Raw genomic sequence first — 18,782 nt, forward strand, 5'->3', positions numbered from 1 at the left:
TCTCATGTCTTTCCTCTCCTCCCGTTGAAATGGTTGCGGCCCGCTCCTCCGGCGGGCGGGCATTTATCGGCTGTAGTGAATACGCCAGAAGTCCTGCCAGTCCTGGCGTTTGTCGAAGTCTTCCGCCGCGGTGGCGGTGTCGTACACCATCAATTCGTCCATGTAGTCCGCGACACCCGATACCTCCTCCGGATTGGCCGGCACGGCGGCGTTGGACGAGACCTTGCCGTCGACCGACATCGGCGCGATGCCCTCTTCGCTGAGCAGGTAGTGGACGAACAGCTTCGCCGCGTTCGGGCTGTCGGTGCCGGAAGCCATCACGGCGAGACCCGGATAGAGCCAGCCGGCAAAGGGCTGCATGCCGCCGCAAATGCCGAGCGCGGTTTCGCCGCTCTCGTTGGAGCGGAACTTGGCGGTGGACATGATACCGAAGAATGGTTCTGCCTGCCCGACCGCGCCCACGGCTTCAGCCACCGACGTGCTGTCGCCCAGAAGCGGCGCGTTCTCGCCATACATCCGCACCCATTGCTGGGTTGCGCTTTCCTCCGACCGATCGATCGGCTTGCCGAAATGGGCCTCGTAGGCCTCCGCCATGGCGTCGTCGTGATGGGTCTCGAGCTGGTTGAACCAGTCGGCGTAGTTGGGCTTCACCAGCGGGTCGAGCATGGCGACCTTGCCGTGCCATTCCGGCTCGGTCAGAGCCCAGATATTGTCGACCGGGCAGGCATCATAGGCCTCGGTGGAATAGGCCCAGACATGCGGGTCCGAGACCACGACCAGCGGGTCCTGCTGGCCTTCTGGAATGTTGCCCGCAAGGTCCGGCGGCAGCCAGCTAGTGACGATGCCTTCCGGGATCAACTGCGCCATGATCGAGCCGACATCGGCGGCAACGCTCAGATCGCCGACAATGTTGCCGGCTTGGTATTCGCGGATCATCAGGTCGATCTGGTCGGCCTCGTTCACTTTCTTGCCGGTGGCCTCGACGCCGTAGGCCTCGGTGAAGGCCTCGGCGGTGCGCACGATCTTGCCGGTGACCGCATAGACGGTGATCGGCGGTTCGGCGCGTGCGGCCTCGACGAGGGCGTCGAGATCGAAGTCACTTTCCTCGGCCGTTGCCGCGCCTCCCAGCGCGATGCCGATGGCCAGGGCGACAAGCGCAGTGGTGGTTTTCAGTTTGATCGTCAAATGGTTCTCCTCCCTTTGAAACAGTGGTTTAAGCGGCGGCCGCGGCCAGAACCTCGTCCGCCGCGCGGATACGGTCGCCCCTGGCGTCGAAGACGTTGAGCGCGCGCGCCGGAACGCGGAAATACATCCGGTCGCCCTCGCGCACGTCTGGCGCGACGTGGGTATTCATGAAGATCACCTCGTTGCCGGTCTCGAGCTCGATGATCCAGCTTCCGCCGGTGGGCAGGATCGCGGCCACCCGCGCCGGCGCGCCGAAATCGCTGTCGGCGAGGTCGTCCTTGCCGGCGACCAGCGAAATCGCCTCGGGCCGGATACCGACCGAGCCGATGCCGGAAATCTCGGGATGACGCCTGGCAAGAAAGCGCATCACGGTCTGGACCAGTTCGTCCTTGCGCTCGAAGTCGAGGATGTTGATCGGCGGCGAGCCCACGAATTCGGCGACGAAGCGGTTTGCGGGTCGCTCGTAGATGTCGTCCGGTGTGCCCAATTGCTGCAGCGTGCCCTCGTTCATCACCGCGATCGTGTCGGCAAGCGTCATCGCTTCCCACTGGTCGTGGGTGACGAACACGATGGTGGTCGAGAACTGGGTGTGGATGCGCTTCAGTTCCGCCCGCATTTCAAGGCGCAGGCGGGCGTCGAGGTTCGACAGCGGTTCGTCGAGAAGCAGCACGCTCGGGTTCACCGCCAGCATGCGGGCGAGCGCCACGCGCTGCTGCTGGCCGCCCGAAAGCTGCGAGGGGTAGCGTTTGCCGTACTTGCCGATGCCGAGCGCCTCCATCACCTCGGCGGTGCGCTTCTGGCGCTCGGCCTTGGCCACTTTGCGCAGCTTGAGGCCGAATTCGACATTCTGCTCGATGGTCAGGTGCGGCCACAGCGCGTAGCTCTGGAACACCAGCCCCATGCCGCGCTTTTCGGGCGCGATGAAGGTGGCCGTCTCGGGGCAGTCGACGACGCGGTCGCCCACGGCCAGTTCGCCGCTGGAGAGGTTCTCCAGCCCCGCGATCATCCTGAGCGTCGTGGTCTTGCCGCAACCCGAGGGGCCGAGCAGGCAGAGGAACTCTCCATCGGCGACCGAAAGGTCCAGTTGGTGGATCGCCTCATAGGCGCCGTAGCTCTTCTTGATGTTCTTCAGCGTAATTCCCGGCATGGCTTATCCTCCCAGGCCTTCGGCGAGATTTGTCTTGGTAAGTTTCTGTGCTGCGAGCGTGCCGAAATAGGCGAGCCCCGCGACGATCAGGACCACCGCATTGGCGGCCTGGGTGTAGTTGTAGTCGACGAGCCGCAGCGAATAGGTCGTCAGCACGTCGGTGGAAGGCACGGCCAGCACCACGAACAGGCTGAGCCCCTTGATGCCGGAGATGAACGGCAGCAGCACGCCGGTGACCAGCGAGCCCTTCTGGATCGGCACGACGATGCGGGTCATGCGGTGGAACCAACCCGATCCCGCGACCTGCGCGGCCTCCTCCGGCTCCTTGCCGAGCTGCATCATCGCCGAGATGCCGGCGCGCGAGGCATAGGGCATCTGGTCGGCAATCAGCGCCAGGATCAGGATCGCCATCGTGCCGTAAAGCGCCGGTATCGGGCCGCGCTGCACGGCGAACAGCGACAGATAGGCGGCCGCGAAGGCGATGCCCGGCACCAGATAGGGAAAGAAGGTCACCTGCCTGAGAAAACTGCCAAGCGGGCGCAGCGGCGTACGAACCACGGCATAGCCCACGAGCAGGCCAAGCAGGCCCGAGACGACCGAGGCCGAGCCGACGATCCACAGCGTGTTCCAGGCCGCGCTCCACAGTTCCGGCGTCAACAGAATGCCCTGCTGCAGCGCGACCGTGTCCAGATTGGTGCCGAGCCAGTAATCCAGCGTGAAATTGTCCCAGGTAAAGCGGGCCGGAACATGCATGACGGTGGACAGGAACAGGGTCAGGACCGGCAGGCCGACGCTGATCAGGAAGATGAAGGCGGCGAAGCCGGTTGCCGGCAAGCGCAAGCCGCGCAACCGGCTCAACCGGTTCATCGAGCCCTTGGAGCCCACGGTCACGAACCGGCGCGCCTCGCGGATCAGATAGGCGTCGATGAGCAGAGTCATGATGCCGAGGATCATGATCGAGGCGGCCAGCACGCCGGCAACGCCGGTCTGGCGCGAGCCGAGATTGCGGTAGAGCGAGGTGGCGAGCACGTCGAACTTCACCGGCAGGCCCAGCACATAGGCGACGCCGAACTCGCCGAGGCATTTTGCGAAGATCAGCACGATCGCCGAAATCAGCGCCGGCTTCATCAGCGGCAGCACGATCGACCAGGCGATCCGGCCGCGGCTGGCGCCCAGCATGCGCGCGCTGTCCTCAAGCTGGCTGTCGAAGCGACGGAGCGCGCTGCCGAACAGCAAAATGATGAAGGGGGTATAGTGCAGCGCCAGGATGACGGTGATCGGCACCTGGCCGTAAGCCAGCCAGTCCGGCGGCGAGAAACCCATCGCCTCGACCCAGCCCTGCTGGCCGCCGACCGTGCGGTTCTTGAACAGCGTGGTCCAGGCCAGCGCGAAGGTCCACGCCGGCAGCATGTAGGGCACAATCAGAGCCGTGGCGAACCAGCGCCGGGCAAACATGTCGGTGCGGCTGATCAGCCAGGCAAGGATGCCGCCGACGATCACCGATACGATGATCGCGCCGAAGGCGACGCTGAGCGTGTTTCGCAAAGGCTCCCAGAACATGTCGCGGGCGACCGGAGAGAAGAAGGTCCTGTGCAGGTAATAGCTGGTCCACTCACCGACAGCTGTATCGGTGCGGCGTGAATCGCCGAACTGCGTCTGTACCGCGTCAAGCAGGATCGAGATAATCGGAACGACGATCAGATAGGTGAACAGGGCCGCCATCAACAGGCCGATCACCGTGGTCGGTTCCCGCATGGCGATCCGGGTTCGGTATTTCAGTCGTGTGGTCCAGCTCGACCGGGCCGGTCGGCCAATTGGCTCCGCGGCGTTACTCATTGCGCAAACCCCGCATGCGCAGCGGTCGCATAATCTGTTTCATATCTCTCCTCCCGTGCTCGCCGCCACCTGCCATCTGTGGGCTTTCCTGTTTGCACTCCCGTGCATCGCGGAAGGCGATATGGCCGTGGATCGACGATCTGATGCCCACGCTTGCAGCATTTTCCAGGAGAGTCAAAGGGAAAATTATAAATATAACACGCAAGTGCAATAAAAAATATCAGCTAAATAACTGATAAAATTATATTTTCTATAACTCTAGAAACTATGATGAGATAATAATGCACATATGTGCATAACTACGAATGCTACTCGTTCGGCAAGCGAATGGCGAGGCAGACGGTTGGGAAATTGGCGCGTAATGCCTCGCTTGCCGAAAGCATGGGCGGCCCGGGCCGGCGCGTTCCGAGCAGCCGGGAGGCGCGGCGATATACGCTCGCGTCCGTTTTTCTGGAAGAAAGCGGCCCTGATGACCGACGTGCCGATACTGATTCCAGGCTACGTTCCGGCCGCCATGACTTGTCTATTAGGTGCGGGCTGGTGGCTTTCGCGTTCTCCCCGCGGTTCAAGGGCGGGTGAGAGGCAAAGCTGTTGGCGCGGCGCTTGTGCCGCGCCGGCGGTCAGGCGAAGATCACGCCCTTGCGCAGGATGAAATTGCCGTAGGGGCGCATTTCGCTGGACTGGACCACGGCAAATGCCTCCTTGGCGCGCTCGTAGAAGGCGAACCGTTCCAGCCCGACCGGCTTGTGGCCAAGGGCGTCGAGCGTCGGCATGGACTCAGCGATCACCGGCGGCACGGTTTGGGGTTCGCCAACCACCTGCATGGTGAGGACGGGGTCGGGCTCGAACTCATCGAGCGGCAGCAAGGACGTGATCGCCGACAGAGCCTGAAGCGCGTCGCAGCCGATCGAAAGCGCCGAGCCGTAGACGGTCTGCTCGCCAACGGAGGCAGCGGGGAAATTGGCGTCCACGATCACGATCTCGTCGCCATGACCCATCATGGCGAGCACGTGCAGCAGGTCGGGTCCGAGAAGCGGGTCAATCCCTTTCAGCATCAGGTTTCCTTTCAGGGCAGCGGGTTGCGGGCCCACGCTCGAATTGTCGCCGTGGAAAAGAGCCCATCGGCCTGTCTTATGGCTTGCCCGATCCGAAAGCAAGACGGTCCACGCCTGCGCGATTTCACGACGTTTTGCGCCGTTTGCCTATCCCATGTCCCGCAGCTATAGTGCCACAAAAACAAAAGCCAAGTTGCGGGAAGGAAACGACTTTCTGCTCAGGCGGGGAGCCGCGATGACCTTCGAGCAATTGCGCATCTTTGTCGAAGTGGCCGAGCGGCAGCATGTCACGCAGGCGGCGCAGGCACTCAATATCGCCCAGTCTGCGGCCAGCCACGCGATCGCCCAGCTCGAGGCGCGCTATGACGTGCAGCTTTTCTACCGCGTCGGGCGGCGGATCGAACTGTCCGAGGCCGGCCGCGCCTTGCTTGCCGAAGCGAGCGCGATCCTCGGGCAGGTGGAGCGCGCCGAACTGGCGCTGAGCGAGTTCAGCACGTTTTTGCGCGGGACGCTGCTGGTCGAGGCGAGCCAGACGATCGCGAGCTACTGGCTGCCGGCTCGGCTTGCCGCCTTCCGCCGCGCCCATCCCGGCATCAACCTGCGCATGAAGATCGAGAATACCCAGCAGGTCGCAGACGCGGTGCTGACGGGGGCGGTGGAGCTCGGCTTCGTCGAGGACGAGGTCGCGCATCCGCAACTTGTCTGTCACCCCGTCGCCGCCGACCGGCTGATCGTCGTCGTCGCGCCCGATCATCCCTGGGCGGGGCTGAAGCGGCTCGATCCCGCGAAAATGTCGGAAAGCGACTGGGTGCGGCGCGAGACCGGATCCGGCACGCGCTCCGCCTTCGAACACGCAGCCCTTGCCATGGGTGCGGATGTGGCGGGTTTCCGCATCGCGATGGAACTGCCGTCCAATGAAGCGGTGCGCGCGGCCGCCGAAGCCGGGCTCGGGGCGGCGGCGATGTCGGCTTCGGTCGCGGCGCCCAGCCTGGAGGCCGGCCTGCTGCACCATGTCCCGATCGAATTGCCCGAACGCCAGTTCATCGCCCTGCGCCTCGCAGCCCGCCGTCCGACCCGGGCGGTGACAGCGTTCCTGAGCCAGCTTGGCATTGTCGAAGCGGTCAATGACGCGGAGGCCGAAGGGCAGGGTTGAGCCCTAGGCTCGGCGCGATGTATGGGCGATGCCTCCCATAAATGATCGGTGGACCGGATTTCGTGTCCGCAATCCATCTTGAATCCAGATCGATTGCATCCGATCACAGTATTGGACCGCCTTGCCCGGCTTCTCTACCTTTGCGCTAACCGGAATTCCGGATGAGGAAGCCGACAATGCGCAACGCCAGTCACGAAGGTATCAAACCGCAGGCCGATCATAGGGTCGAAAGCCCGGATGCGGGCAGCGCCTTGACCGGGCCGCAATTCCCGCCCGAAGGCCATGAGCCCGACTACCGCTTCACGCTTGCCAATGAACGGACCTTCCTTGCCTGGGTGCGCACGGCGTTGGCGCTTCTGGCCGGCGCGGTGGGGCTGATGCATTTCGCCAAACCGCTGACCGGCCTCGACCCCGACAAGCTCTTCGGCATCGCGCTGGCTTCAGCCGGCCTCGTGGCGATCGTCTATGCGACCTGGCGCTGGCACAGCGTCCAGCGGGCCATGTCGCATGACGCGCCGCTGCCCGGCGGCACGGCCATCTGGTTCCTGTCCGGCCTCATCATCTTGACCGGCAGTCTCGCCGGGATCACCGCGCTCGTCAGCGGAGGTCTGCTGTGATCGGGAAAGGACAGGCTCATGAGCGAACGTCTCATCCCCGGCCGACCCGGATTGCAGCCCGAGCGGACGGACCTCTCCTGGGTGCGCACCGCGCTGGTGGTTGCCATCAATGGTGGACTGCTGCTTCTGCGCGAGGGCGGGACGCCGGGCCTGCTCTCAATCCTTGGCGGCAGCTTCGCCATGGCGCTTGCCATCATGATGGTGCTGACCGGGATGAGGCGTACGCGTCTGCTGCGTCTGCGTCCGCTGCCGCTTCACCTCGCGCCGCGACAGGAAGTGCTGATCACCGGCATCTCTGTCGCTCTGCTGGGAGCGCTCACGCTCCTGATGATCGTCGTTCGCTGACCACGGCGGCATCCCCATCGTTTCCGACCGTTCCCACACTTGAAGGAGCCTCAGATGGTGCGCAATGATCGCGGGGCGAACGCCGCCCCATCGCAGCAAGCCCTGCGTGACAGTGCCGCCCCGGATGAGGGCGATGGCGTCGTCACCTCCCCCAAGGTCGGCGACCATGTGGCGAAGACCACCTGCTACATGTGCGCCTGTCGCTGCGGGATCGACGTCCATATCCGCGATGGCAAGGTGCGCTACATCAGCGGCAACAAGGACCATCCGGTCAATCGCGGCGTGTTGTGCGGCAAGGGCAGCGCCGGCATCATGCAGCACTACAGCCCGGCGCGGCTCAGGAAGCCGCTGTTGCGCACCGGGCCGCGCGGCAAGGGCGAATACCGCGAGATCGAGTGGGACGAAGCGCTCTCTATCGTCACCGAGCGGCTTGCCCGCATCCGTTCCACGGACCCGAAGAAGCTCGCCTTCTTCACCGGCCGCGACCAGTCGCAATCGCTGACCGGCTGGTGGGCGACGCAGTTCGGCACGCCGAATTTCGCCGCCCATGGCGGCTTCTGTTCGGTCAATATGGCCGCGGCCGGCCTCTATTCCATCGGCGGCGCGTTCTGGGAATTCGGCGAGCCCGACTGGGAGCGCTCGAAATATTTCATGCTGTTCGGCGTCGCCGAGGACCATGATTCCAATCCGATCAAGATCGGCCTCGGCAAGCTCAAGGCCAATGGCGCCAAGGTGGTGGGCGTCAATCCCTGTCGCACCGGCTATAACGCGATCGCGGATGAATGGATCGGCATCCGCCCGGGCACGGACGGGCTGTTTGTGCTGGCGCTGGTGCATGAGCTGCTGCGCGCAGGCAAGGTCGATCTCGATTACCTGATCCGCTACACCAATCTGCACCAACTGGTCATTCGCGACGAGGGGGCCGCCGATGACGGCCTGTTCCTGCGCGATGGCGACGGCAATATCCTGAGCTGGGAGCGCGAGAAAGGCACAACCGCGATTTCCAGCGATCCGGCGATCGCGCCGGCGCTGACCGGCACCTTTCAGGCGCTGGGCCGCACCGTCAGCCCTGCCTTCCAGCTTCTCGCCGAGCGCTATCTGTCGAAGGACTACGCGCCGGATGCGGTTGCCGACAAGTGCGGCGTACCCGCCGACACCATCCGTCGCATCGCGGCGGAACTGGCGAAGGTCGCCTTCGAGGAGGAAATCGAGATCCCCGTCGCCTGGACCGACTGGGCGGGCCGCGAGCACAAGACGATGAAGGGCCGCCCGGTCTCGATGCACGCCATGCGCGGCATCTCGGCCCATTCCAACGGTTTTCACACCTGTCGCGCCCTTCACCTGCTTCAGGTTCTGCTTGGAACCGTCGATGTGCCCGGCGGCTTTCGCTACAAGCCGCCCTATCCGAAGCCGGTGCCGCCGCCGCTGAAACCTGCCGGCAAGGATGGCGGCAAGCCGAACACGCCGCTTGGCGGCGCGCCGCTCGGCTTCGTCACCGATCCCGCCGACCTGCTGGTGGATGAGAATGGTGGGCCCGTGCGCATCGACAAGGCCTATTCCTGGCAGGCGCCGTTCTCCGCCCACGGGCTGATGCATATGGTGATCCGCAACGCCTATGAGGGCGATCCCTATCCGATCGACACGCTGTTTCTCTACATGGCGAACATGGCATGGAACTCGTCGATGAACACATCCGAGACGACGCGGATGCTGACGGCGAAGGACGAGAACGGCGAGTACAAGATCCCGTTCATCATCTATTCCGACGCCTATCATTCCGAGACGGTTTCCTATGCCGATCTGGTGCTGCCGGATACGACCTATCTGGAACGCCACGACTGCATCAGCCTGCTCGACCGGCCGATCAGCCATGCGGACGGGCCGGGCGATGCGATCCGCCACCCGGTTCTCGAACCCGACCGCGACGTGCGCGGCTTCCAGTCGGTGCTGATCGATATCGGCGCGCGGCTGGGGCTTCCGGGTTTCGTCAACGAGGATGGCAGCGCGAAATATCGCGATTATGCCGATTACATCGTGAACCATGAACGCAGCCCCGGCATCGGTCCGCTTGCCGGCTGGCGCGGCGAGAACGGCGACCAGCACGGCCGCGGTGCGCCGAACAGGAACCAGCTCAAGCGCTATATCGAACATGGCGGCTTCTGGCATCACGATTTCAGGCCGGAAGAGCGTTTCTACAAGATGGCCAACAAGGCCTATCTGGAGACGGCGGTGCAGTTCGGCTTTCTGTCGAAACCCGAACCGATCATCTTCCAGATCTATTCCGAACCGCTGCAGCGCTTCCGCCTTGCCGCGAAGGGCCACGGCCCGATCCAGCCGCCCGAGGCCGAACGCGACCGCGTCGCCACCCATTTCGATCCGCTGCCATTCTGGTCCGAGCCGCTTGAGCAGAGCCTGGTTTCGGCGGATGACTACCCGATCCACGCGCTGACGCAGCGGCCGATGTTCATGTACCATTCCTGGGGCTCGCAGAATGCGTGGCTGCGGCAGGTGATGAACCAGAACAAGCTGTTCGTACATCGCGATCTCGCCGCAAGCCTGAACCTCGTGGATGACGACTGGGTCTGGATCGAAAGCCCGCACGGAAGGGTGCGCGGGCAGATTTCGCTGGTGGAGGGCGTGAACCCGCAGACGGTGTGGACCTGGAACGCAATCGGCAAGCGGCGGCGAACCTGGGGTCTGCACGAAAATGCCGGCGAATCAAATCGTGGCTTCCTGCTGAACCATGCCATTACCGAACTGCTGCCGCCGGATGCCACTGGCCGCCGGTTCTCCAATTCGGACCCGGTGACCGGGCAGGCCGCCTGGTTCGACCTGCGCATCCGCCTGATCAAATGCACGCCGGAAGAGGCCGGGAGCACCGAGCCTCTGGAACCGCCCGTCGAATTGCCGCCGGGCCTTTCCGAGGGACCCGACAAGCTCACCTACGGTGCGGAATTCAGGCCGGGCCACCCACACAAGGAGCGCGCGAAATGACCTGTCTTCCCGAAAAGACCGACCGCAAGCTCGGTCTCGCGATCGATCTCGATACCTGTGTCGGCTGCAATGCCTGCGTCACCTCCTGCAAGGAATGGAATGCGGGCGGCCACATGGCGCCGCTGACCGATCTCAACCCCTATGCCGACAAGGTGGACGGGGTGTTCTTCAACCGCGTCCACACCTATGAGCAGGATACGCCGAAGGGCGGTTCCACCATCCATTTCCCGCGCTCATGCCTGCATTGCGAGACGCCGGCCTGCGTCACGGTCTGTCCCACCGGCGCGTCCTACAAGCGCGCCTCGGATGGCATCGTGCTGGTGGACGAGGACAAGTGCATCGGCTGCAAGCTGTGCTCCTGGGCCTGTCCCTATGGCGCGCGGGAATTCGATGTCGATGTCGGCGTGATGAAGAAATGCACGCTCTGCGTCGACCGAATTTACAATGAAAACCTCGCCGAGGAGGATCGCGTGCCCGCCTGCGTCGCCGCCTGTCCCACCGGCGCGCGCCATTTCGGCGATTTCGGCGATCCGGATTCGGCGATCTCGAAGCTTTCGGAGGAACGCGGCGGCGTCGCGCTGATGCCCGAGCTTGGCTATAACCCCACCAACCGCTACCTGCCGCCGCGCCCGCGACGCGACGCCGCCACCGCGACGGATGCCCTGCCGCTTGAGGATGCTTCGCCAGAGGGCGGCTTTCTCGGCTGGGTCGACCGCATGCTTTCGAGGTAGACGCCGATGCATCCCGCCTTTTCCGTTATCTTCTTCACCACCGCGTCCGGCGCGGGTTACGGCCTGCTGTTCCTGCTCGGCCTTGCCGCCGCCTTCGGCCTGCTGCCGCCAGATCCGTGGCTCGGTCTCGTCGGCTTCGGCCTGTCGCTCGGCCTGATCTCGGCCGGGTTGTTGTCGTCCACCGCCCATCTCGGCCGTCCGGAGCGCGCCTGGCGCGCCTTCAGCCAGTGGCGGTCGTCATGGCTCTCGCGCGAAGGCGTGTCCTCTGTCGCGACCTATGTTCCTGCTGTCGCGCTCGCCTTCGGCTGGGTCATCCTGCAGGCCAGCGGCGGCTGGATGGCGCTTGCCGGCGGCCTTGCCGTCATTGGCGCGGTCGCGACCGTCATCATGACGGCGATGATCTACGCCTCGCTCAAGCCCGTCGCGGAATGGCATGGTCCCTGGACGCTGCCCGCCTATCTGGTCTTTGCCGCGATGACAGGTTTGACGCTGCTCAACGCATTGCTTGTAATCTTCGGCCCAGCCAGCCGGCTCGTTGCCGCGCTGGCGGTGCTCCTCGCGCTGGCAGGGTGGGCGGTCAAGCGCGGCTACTGGGCCTATCGCGACAGCGGCAAGGGTCAGCCCACCGCCAATCAGGCGCTCGGGCTGGGCGAGGGCCAAATCCGCCAGGTGCAGTCCCCGCACAGCGAGCAGAATTACCTGCTGAAGGAAATGGGCTATCGCGTCGCGCGCAAGCATGCCGCAAGGCTGCGCCTGATCGCGCAAGCGCTTGCCTTTGCCCTACCGGCGGCCTGTCTCGTGCTGTCGCTGCTGCTTCCCGGACCGCTGGCGCTGGTGCTCGCCCTTGCCGCCGTGCCCCTGCAACTTGCCGGCATGCTGGTCGAACGCTGGCTGTTCTTCGCCGAAGCGCGGCACACGGTGACGCTTTATTACGGCATGTGAGCGCCGCCGAAGCGGCAGGGCAGCTCAGAGGTCCTTCACCAGCCGCAGGGCGTCATAGATCGCCGCGTGGATGTTGCGGGCTGAAACCGCGTCTCCGATCCGGAACAGTTGATAGTTACCCTCGGGATTGCTGTGCACCGCTTGCGGGTCGCCCGCCACCAGCGCCTCGTAATCGACCGCGCCGAGATTGGACGATTCGGGTTTCAGTTCGAAATAGATATCGTCGAGCGGTCGTGTGCCGTGGTTGACGATCACCTGATCGACAGAGCGGGTGCGGGTCACGCCGCCATAATCGCTGTCGATCGTCGCCAGAAGCCGGTTGCCGTCGCGTTCCACGCGCTGCAGTTTCCATGTCACGGTGAAGGTCACGTCGCGCTTTTGCAGGGCGCGCATGAAGGGCGTCAGCGACATCGCCATCACCTCCGGCGCAAACGCCCGGTCGCGGGTCATGATCTCCACTTTCGCGCCGGTCTCGGCGATTTTTTCAGCGGCCTGAAGGGCCGGATAGTCGCCGGCATCGTCGTATATCAACACATTCTGGCCGGGTTTGACGTCTCCGGTCAGGATGTCCCAGGCGGAAACCACGAGGTCGTCACCCGCGCCCGTCACATCGGTGTGCGGCAGGCCGCCCGTGGCGATGATGACGATATCGGGCTTTTCCGCAAGCACCGCGTCGCCATCAACGAAACTGTTGAAATGGAAGGTGACGCCGAGCCGCCGACATTCGGCAAACCGCCAGTCGATGATCGATATCATCTCGCGGCGGCGCTCGCTCTGGGCGGCAAGCCGAACCTGGCCGCCGGGGTCGTTCGCCGCCTCATGCACGATCACGTCGTGACCGCGCTCGGCGGCCACGCGCGCGGCCTCCATGCCCGCCGGGCCCGCGCCGACAATCACGATGCGGCGTTTCATGTCAGCCGGGGGAATGGCGTGCGGCATGGTTTCCTCGCGGCCCGTGGCGGCGTTATGGACGCAGAAGGCGAGCCCGCCCTGATAGATCCTGTCGAGACAGTAGTTCGCGCCGACGCAGGGGCGGATGCGCTCTTCCTCGCCGGCGATGATCTTCGCCACGATATGCGGGTCTGTCATATGCGCGCGGGTCATGCCGACCATGTCGAGCTTGCCGCTGGCAATCGCGTGGCGGGCGGTCGCGACATCCTGGATCTTGGCGGCATGGAAGGTCGGGAAATCCGTCGCCACGCGGATTTCGCCCGCGAAATCGAGATGCGGGGCGCTGGCCATGCCCTGCACGGGGATAACGTCGGTCAGCCCGGCATCGGTATCGATATGGCCGCGCACGACATTGAGGAAGTCGACCAGCCCGCTCTCCTTCAGCCGGCGCGAAATCTCGAGACCGTCTTCGCGGTCGAACCCGCCCTCGAGCCGCTCGTCGCCGGTATAGCGCACGCCGACGATGAAATCCGGGCCGACGCGCCGACGGATTTCGCCCAGCACCTCGAAGGTGAACCGCAGCCGGTTATCGAGCGAGCCGCCATAGGGCGCGTCCAGATCATTGGTCAGCGGCGACCAGAACTGGTCCATCAGGTGGCCATAGGCCTGGATTTCGATACCGTCGAGACCGGCCGCCTGCATGCGTTCGGCGGCATCGGCATAATCGGTGATCAGGCGGGCGATATCCCAGTCCTCCGCCTTTTTCGGAAAGGCGCGGTGGGCCGCCTCGCGTTCGTGGCCGGCGGAGACGACCGGCAGCCAGTCGGCCTTGTCCCAGCGGGTGCGGCGGCCGAGATGGGTGAGCTGGATCATCACCGCGCAGTCATGCTCGTGACATTCGTCCGTGAGCTGCCGCATCCAGCCGACCACCTCGTCCTTCCAGGCGAGGATGTTGTTGAACACCGGCGGGCTGTCGCGCGCCACCGATGCCGAACCGGCGGTCATGGTCAGCGCCACGCCGGCGCGGGCGCGCTCGGCGTGATAGGCGCGATACCGCCCCTTCGGCATGCCGTCCTCCGGATAGGCAGGCTCGTGCGAGGAGATCATGATGCGGTTTTTCAGGGTGAGGTGCTTGAGCTGGTAAGGGTGCAGCAGCGGATCATTATGCATGACGGTCTCCTCTGGTTGGGAGAAGTTCGCCATAAATGTACATAACTGTCAAGTTAATCGACGTAAGCGTCTATTTTCTTGTTTCGTATCCGCCTTGCGGCTAGTCTTTGGCGCATGGATGCTGAAACGGAAAACACTGCCGGCTGGCGCGGCTCGCGCGCATTGTGGCTCGATGCGGCCCGGCAGGTCTTTGTCGAAACAGGGGTGGATGCGGTCAAGATCCAGCCGCTGGCCGAACGTCTCTCCTTGTCGCGGACCAGCTTCTACTGGTTTTTCAAGGATCGTGCGGCGCTGCTGAACGCGCTTCTGGAACATTGGGAAGAAACCAATACCGGCGCGCTGATCGACGCCTGCGATGCCTATGCCGAAACCCTGAGCGAGGCCATCCTCAACCTGATCAGCGTCTTCATCGCGGAAACGGATTTCGATCCGCGTCTCGATTTTTCGGTCCGCGGCTGGGCGGCGCAATCCGCCGATGTCATGGCCCGCGTCGCCAGCGCGGATGAGAGGCGGATCGCGGCCATCAAGGCGCTGTTCGTCCGCTTCGGCTTTGCGCCGGGGGAGGCGGATGTGCGGGCGCACGCGGTCTATCTGGTGCAGATCGGCTATATCTCGCTGCAGGTCTCGGAGGATACCGCCACGCGCGTGAACCGCGCTTCGGAATATGTCAGGATCTATACCGGCCGGACGCCGAGCGAGCGCGAACTCGCCCGCTTCCGCGCCCGTCATGAGTGCTGAGCCTGCACGGAGCCGGTCGCTGCCGCTCAGCAGGAGCGGAAGTGGATCTGCGGGCGGCCGTGATAGGGAGAGGCGCTGACGGCGGCGGAAACGCGAAAGACGCTTCCGATCATCTCTTCGGTCAACACGGTTTCGGGCGCGCCCGAGGCGACGATGGCGCCATCCTTCAGCACGATGATCCGGTCACAGAACATCGCGGCGAGATTGAGATCGTGCAGGGCAACGATGCTCGTCAGGTCCAGTTGCCGCACGGTGTGCAGGATCTCGATCTGATGGTGGATGTCGAGATGGTTGGTCGGTTCATCGAGGAACAGAACCCGCGGGCTCTGGGCAAGCGCGCGGGCGATGTGCACGCGTTGCCGCTCGCCGCCCGAAAGCGTCTGCCAGGACTGGTTCTGAAGCGGCTCCATGCCGACGCGCCGGAGTGCGTCGGATACCGCTTCCTGATCGGCCGAACTCCAGCCGGAAAGCGCCGAGCGATGGGGCGTGCGTCCCAGGCGGACGACGTCGCGGACCGTGACATTGGTATCGGTCGCCGCATTTTGCTGAACGAATGCCACCTCGCGCGCCAGCAAGCGTCGGGGCACGTGGGCGATGTTGCGGCCATGGATCTCGACATGGCCGCGATCCGGCCGCTTCAGGCCGGCAAGGAGCCTTAGCAACGAGGACTTGCCCGAGCCGTTCGGCCCGATCAGTCCGAGGGTTTCGCCCTCCCGCACGTCAAGGCTGACATTCTTCACGATGACCTTTCGCCGGACGCCCCAGCTTAACTGGTCTGCAACGACGCTCATGTCCGGGGCCTCGCGCGATAGAGGATGATGGCGAAGAACGGTACGCCGACCAGCGCGGTGACAACCCCGATCGGAATGGTCTGCTGCGGCACCAGCACGCGGGAGGCGATGTCGGCGATGACCATGAAGACGGCGCCGAGGATCGCCGAGGCGGGCAGGAGGCGCATATGCACCGGCCCCACGACATAACGCGCGGCATGCGGCACCACCAGCCCGACAAAGCCGATCGCGCCGACCTGGCTGACGATCGTCGCCGTCATCAGCGCCGTGACCCCGAACAGGATCAGCCGCGTGCGGGCCACGGGGATGCCGAGGGCTGCGGCATCCTCGTCGCCGAAGGTGAACGCGTCGAGCGTGCGGGCCATCCATATGCAGATCGCGAGGCAGATGCACAGCACCACGGCCAGCAACTGAAATTCGGGCCAGCGGACGCCGCCGAAACTGCCGAGCAGCCAGAACATGACATTGCGCGCCTGCTGGGCATTGGCGGAGGTGGTGACGATATAGGCGGTGAGCGCATTGAACAGCTGCGAGGCCGCGACGCCGGCGAGGATCGTATGGCTCGGGCCGCTGGTCGCGCCATTCGAGAGCAGGGCCACCAGCGCGAAGGCGGCAAAGGCGCCAACGAAGGCGCCGAGCGACAGCGACACGGCGCCCGCGCCGATGCCCAGCACGATGACGCAGACGGCGCCGGTCGAGGCTCCCGCCGAGACGCCGAGCACGAACGGCTCCGCCAGCGCATTGCGCAACAGCGCCTGCAGGATGGCCCCGCAGATCGCCAGACCCGCGCCGCAGAGCGCTGCAACGAGGCTCCGGCTCAGCCGGAGGTTCCAGACCACGCTCTGTTCGATCCTGGGAATATCGGCGGTCGTCAGGCCGAAATGATTGGTAACCGCCAGAAAGACGGATCTGACAGGTATGTTGTAGTCGCCGATCGCGGTCGCAAAGGCGATCACGCCGATCAGGACAATGGCCGACCCGGCCAGCAGCAGGGCCAGCCTGAGGCCGGCCCGCGTGTCATCCGCGGTGTTCATTTCGAAAGGTCGATCGCCTCGAGCTGTCGGGCGATTTCCTCGGCGCCGTAGAGCGTGCGAATGCTGGGGTTCATGGCCGCCCCGTTCATGACCACGATGCGCCCCTTGCTGACGGCGTCCATCTGGCTCACGGTCGGATCGGACTCAAGGAATTCGATCTTGTGTTCGGCGGTGTCGAGGTCCCACCGGTTGCGGTCAACCTGCGCGGCGACGATGATGGTGGGGTCGGCCGCCATGATGCCTTCCCAGTTGGAAGTCGGCCACTCCGCCTTGGTGTCGAGTGCGTTGCGACCGCCGAGAAGGTCGGCGATGAAGCCGGAAGGGCCGTTGCCGCCGCCCAGATAGGCGTCGTCGGCGGGCGACGGGCTCGAGAACCAGAACAGAAATGTCAGGTCCTCGTTTTTGGAGAATCGATCGCGCAGCGCCTGTTCGCGCGCCTTGAAGTCGGCGATGAGGGCCTGTCCGCGGTCCTCGACATCGAAGATTCGGGCAAGATCGTCGATCTCCTTGTAGAGGAGATCCATGTTCCAGAGCTGGTCGCGGCTTCCATAGGCGTCGCCCGTATCCAGCGTGGTCGAGCAGGCGCTCGGCGAGAGGTAGGCGGGAATGCCCAGGCTTTCGAAGTCGTCGCGCTTGGCCAGTTTGCTGTCCGGTCCCATCAGGATCGGCAGCATCGCCGCGACGAAATCGGGCTGCTGCTCCAGGACGGACTCCAGCGTGGGAAACTCGACGCTCAACAGCTTGACCTTTGCATTGGCCTCCGCCAGTTCGGGCAGAACCTCATTGGGCCAGAAGGCGGTGGCCGCCATCCTGTCTTCCAGGCCCAGCAACAGCATGATTTCGGCGCTGTTCTGGCCAAGCGCAACGGCATGTTCCGGCGCCTTTTCGAAGACCACGGTTGCACCGCAGTTTTCGATCGTGAGCGGGTAGGAGGTGGAAGCGGCCAGCGTCGGCACAGCCGTCAGTCCAATGATCATGCTGCCAATGATGCCCAGCGTCTTCTGCATATCCATGTCGGGTCCCGTTCGCTTGTGTCGTCGGACCGCTCTTTAGAAGTGCCACATCACCAAATCAAGACAAGATTACTCATATTTTATATTACGCCGCTCTTCGGCCCTTCATCGGGATCAACGATCCGTACGCTCAGTATCGTCTTTCTCCGAGGGCCTCGTCTCGGCCAGCAGCCGGCCCGGCGCGCCGGCGGGAATCTCGCCGGTTTGCAGCCATGAAAGCGCGATCGGCCATAGACTGTCCTTGAAGCGGTCGTGGAAGAAGGCGAAATGGCCGATTGTCTCGACGCCTATGTCGTCGGGATGGAGACGCCAGTGCCGCCGGTGACTGGCGGTGAAATAAGCCAGAAGCCGATCGATCGCCGCGGGTGTTCCGTGGGGATCGTCATCGAGGCCGATCGCCAGGATCGGCGCTGTCACGCCGGCGAAGCGCTGGCGCAGTTTCTCGGCCTGGCGCTGGTCGTCGATGATGCGATCCTGCCGCACGGTCTGCTCGAAACGGGCTCTCATCCGGCTCCAGTCGCGCACCACGCCGGCGGGCGTGTCTTCCATCCAGCCAAGACGCTTGGCGGGGAAATAGCCAAAGAGCCCCGTCAGCATCGGCATGACGATATGCCATTTCGCAAACATCCGCAGGCGGTGTCTGGCCGCATAATCGCGCCAGTGGGCGAATTGCGACCCGACGGTGAGGATGCGTCCGATCCGGTGGTTCGATGGCGCAAGGCCGATCGCAAATCCGCCGATCGAGTGGGCGACAACCTGGATCGGCTGGCCGGGAAATTCCGCCCGGGCATGGCAGAGCGCGCCTTCGAGATCGAGTTCACCCCAGTCCACCCAGTCGGCGTCGAAGCCGCGCAGCGATTTCGGGCGGGATTCGCCGATGCCGCGATAATCATAGGTGATGACGTTGAAACCGTGACCATAAAGGTAATCGGCAAATCGCGCGTAATATCGGCAGCGAACCGATGTCGCTGCCGAGATTACCACCACGGGTCTTTCGGCCACGCCATGGCTCCATATGAAGCCGCCGAGCCACATGCCGTCGGGCGCCTGAAGACGCAGCGGCGCGCCCGATCGCGCCTCTCCGGCATGACGTTCCGTCGATTGTATATCGGCTTGTTCGTCCATGCCTCCGCCCCGGTC

16 protein-coding genes are annotated in these 18,782 nt (G+C 64.3%); 7 read left to right on the forward strand and 9 right to left on the reverse strand.

What is annotated here, in order from left to right; translation table 11 throughout:
- Positions 1-63: 63 nt before the first annotated feature.
- The 4 genes from Mame_RS09415 to Mame_RS09430 form a co-directional block, all read right to left on the reverse strand.
- Positions 64-1,185 (reverse strand): ABC transporter substrate-binding protein, encoded by a 1,122-nt coding sequence (locus Mame_RS09415; RefSeq protein ID WP_018062926.1) that lies wholly within the window; start codon positions 1,183-1,185, stop codon positions 64-66.
- A 28-nt stretch (positions 1,186-1,213) separates the two neighbouring features.
- Positions 1,214-2,332, reverse strand: coding sequence for an ABC transporter ATP-binding protein (locus tag Mame_RS09420; RefSeq protein WP_018062925.1), 1,119 nt, complete (start codon positions 2,330-2,332; stop codon positions 1,214-1,216).
- Positions 2,333-2,335: 3 nt separating this feature from the next.
- Entirely contained in the window at positions 2,336-4,168 is a 1,833-nt protein-coding gene (locus Mame_RS09425) for an ABC transporter permease (protein ID WP_026173154.1), read from the reverse strand.
- A gap of 620 nt (positions 4,169-4,788) precedes the next feature.
- Complete coding sequence (locus Mame_RS09430; protein ID WP_018062922.1) at positions 4,789-5,223, reverse strand: RbsD/FucU family protein; 435 nt, start codon at positions 5,221-5,223, stop codon at positions 4,789-4,791.
- Between the two features lie 235 nt (positions 5,224-5,458).
- Between Mame_RS09430 and Mame_RS09435 the strand changes: the two genes are divergently transcribed.
- The 6 genes from Mame_RS09435 to Mame_RS09460 all read left to right on the forward strand — a co-directional run bounded on the left by Mame_RS09435 (position 5,459) and on the right by Mame_RS09460 (position 12,005).
- Complete coding sequence (locus Mame_RS09435; protein ID WP_018062921.1) at positions 5,459-6,376, forward strand: LysR substrate-binding domain-containing protein; 918 nt, start codon at positions 5,459-5,461, stop codon at positions 6,374-6,376.
- A 161-nt stretch (positions 6,377-6,537) separates the two neighbouring features.
- Positions 6,538-6,993, forward strand: a complete 456-nt coding sequence (locus Mame_RS27510; protein ID WP_210162214.1) for a YidH family protein — start codon at positions 6,538-6,540, stop codon at positions 6,991-6,993.
- Between the two features lie 18 nt (positions 6,994-7,011).
- Positions 7,012-7,338, forward strand: a complete 327-nt coding sequence (locus tag Mame_RS09445) for a DUF202 domain-containing protein (RefSeq protein ID WP_018062919.1) — start codon at positions 7,012-7,014, stop codon at positions 7,336-7,338.
- Positions 7,339-7,392: 54 nt separating this feature from the next.
- Positions 7,393-10,332: a molybdopterin oxidoreductase family protein gene (locus Mame_RS09450; RefSeq protein ID WP_018062918.1), complete on the forward strand. Its 2,940-nt coding sequence runs from the start codon at positions 7,393-7,395 to the stop codon at positions 10,330-10,332.
- Complete coding sequence (locus tag Mame_RS09455) at positions 10,329-11,063, forward strand: 4Fe-4S dicluster domain-containing protein (protein WP_018062917.1); 735 nt, start codon at positions 10,329-10,331, stop codon at positions 11,061-11,063. Before Mame_RS09450 ends, Mame_RS09455 begins: the two co-directional genes overlap by 4 nt.
- A gap of 6 nt (positions 11,064-11,069) precedes the next feature.
- Positions 11,070-12,005, forward strand: a complete 936-nt coding sequence (locus tag Mame_RS09460) for a dimethyl sulfoxide reductase anchor subunit family protein (RefSeq protein WP_018062916.1) — start codon at positions 11,070-11,072, stop codon at positions 12,003-12,005.
- Positions 12,006-12,029: 24 nt separating this feature from the next.
- Here the strand turns inward: Mame_RS09460 and Mame_RS09465 are convergent, their stop codons facing one another.
- On the reverse strand, positions 12,030-14,066 hold the full coding sequence (locus Mame_RS09465; protein ID WP_018062915.1) for an NADH:flavin oxidoreductase: 2,037 nt from the start codon (positions 14,064-14,066) through the stop codon (positions 12,030-12,032).
- Between the two features lie 114 nt (positions 14,067-14,180).
- On the opposite strand from Mame_RS09465, the gene Mame_RS09470 reads away from it, so the two are divergent.
- Entirely contained in the window at positions 14,181-14,804 is a 624-nt protein-coding gene (locus tag Mame_RS09470) for a TetR/AcrR family transcriptional regulator (protein ID WP_018062914.1), read from the forward strand.
- Positions 14,805-14,830: 26 nt separating this feature from the next.
- Here Mame_RS09470 and Mame_RS09475 read toward each other — a convergent pair whose 3' ends face one another.
- The 4 genes from Mame_RS09475 to Mame_RS09490 form a co-directional block, all read right to left on the reverse strand.
- Positions 14,831-15,595, reverse strand: coding sequence for an ABC transporter ATP-binding protein (locus tag Mame_RS09475; RefSeq protein WP_018062913.1), 765 nt, complete (start codon positions 15,593-15,595; stop codon positions 14,831-14,833).
- Complete coding sequence (locus Mame_RS09480; protein ID WP_018062912.1) at positions 15,592-16,629, reverse strand: FecCD family ABC transporter permease; 1,038 nt, start codon at positions 16,627-16,629, stop codon at positions 15,592-15,594. The genes Mame_RS09475 and Mame_RS09480 overlap by 4 nt, the downstream gene beginning before the upstream one ends.
- On the reverse strand, positions 16,626-17,642 hold the full coding sequence (locus Mame_RS09485; RefSeq protein ID WP_018062911.1) for an ABC transporter substrate-binding protein: 1,017 nt from the start codon (positions 17,640-17,642) through the stop codon (positions 16,626-16,628). Before Mame_RS09485 ends, Mame_RS09480 begins: the two co-directional genes overlap by 4 nt.
- A gap of 114 nt (positions 17,643-17,756) precedes the next feature.
- The gene (locus Mame_RS09490) at positions 17,757-18,767 is read right to left on the reverse strand and encodes an alpha/beta hydrolase family protein (RefSeq protein WP_018062910.1); all 1,011 of its coding nucleotides are present in this window, start codon (positions 18,765-18,767) and stop codon (positions 17,757-17,759) included.
- Positions 18,768-18,782 lie beyond the last annotated feature (15 nt).

Source organism: Martelella mediterranea DSM 17316, assembly GCF_002043005.1.
In the GTDB taxonomy this organism is placed as follows: Bacteria; Pseudomonadota; Alphaproteobacteria; order Rhizobiales; family Rhizobiaceae; genus Martelella; species Martelella mediterranea.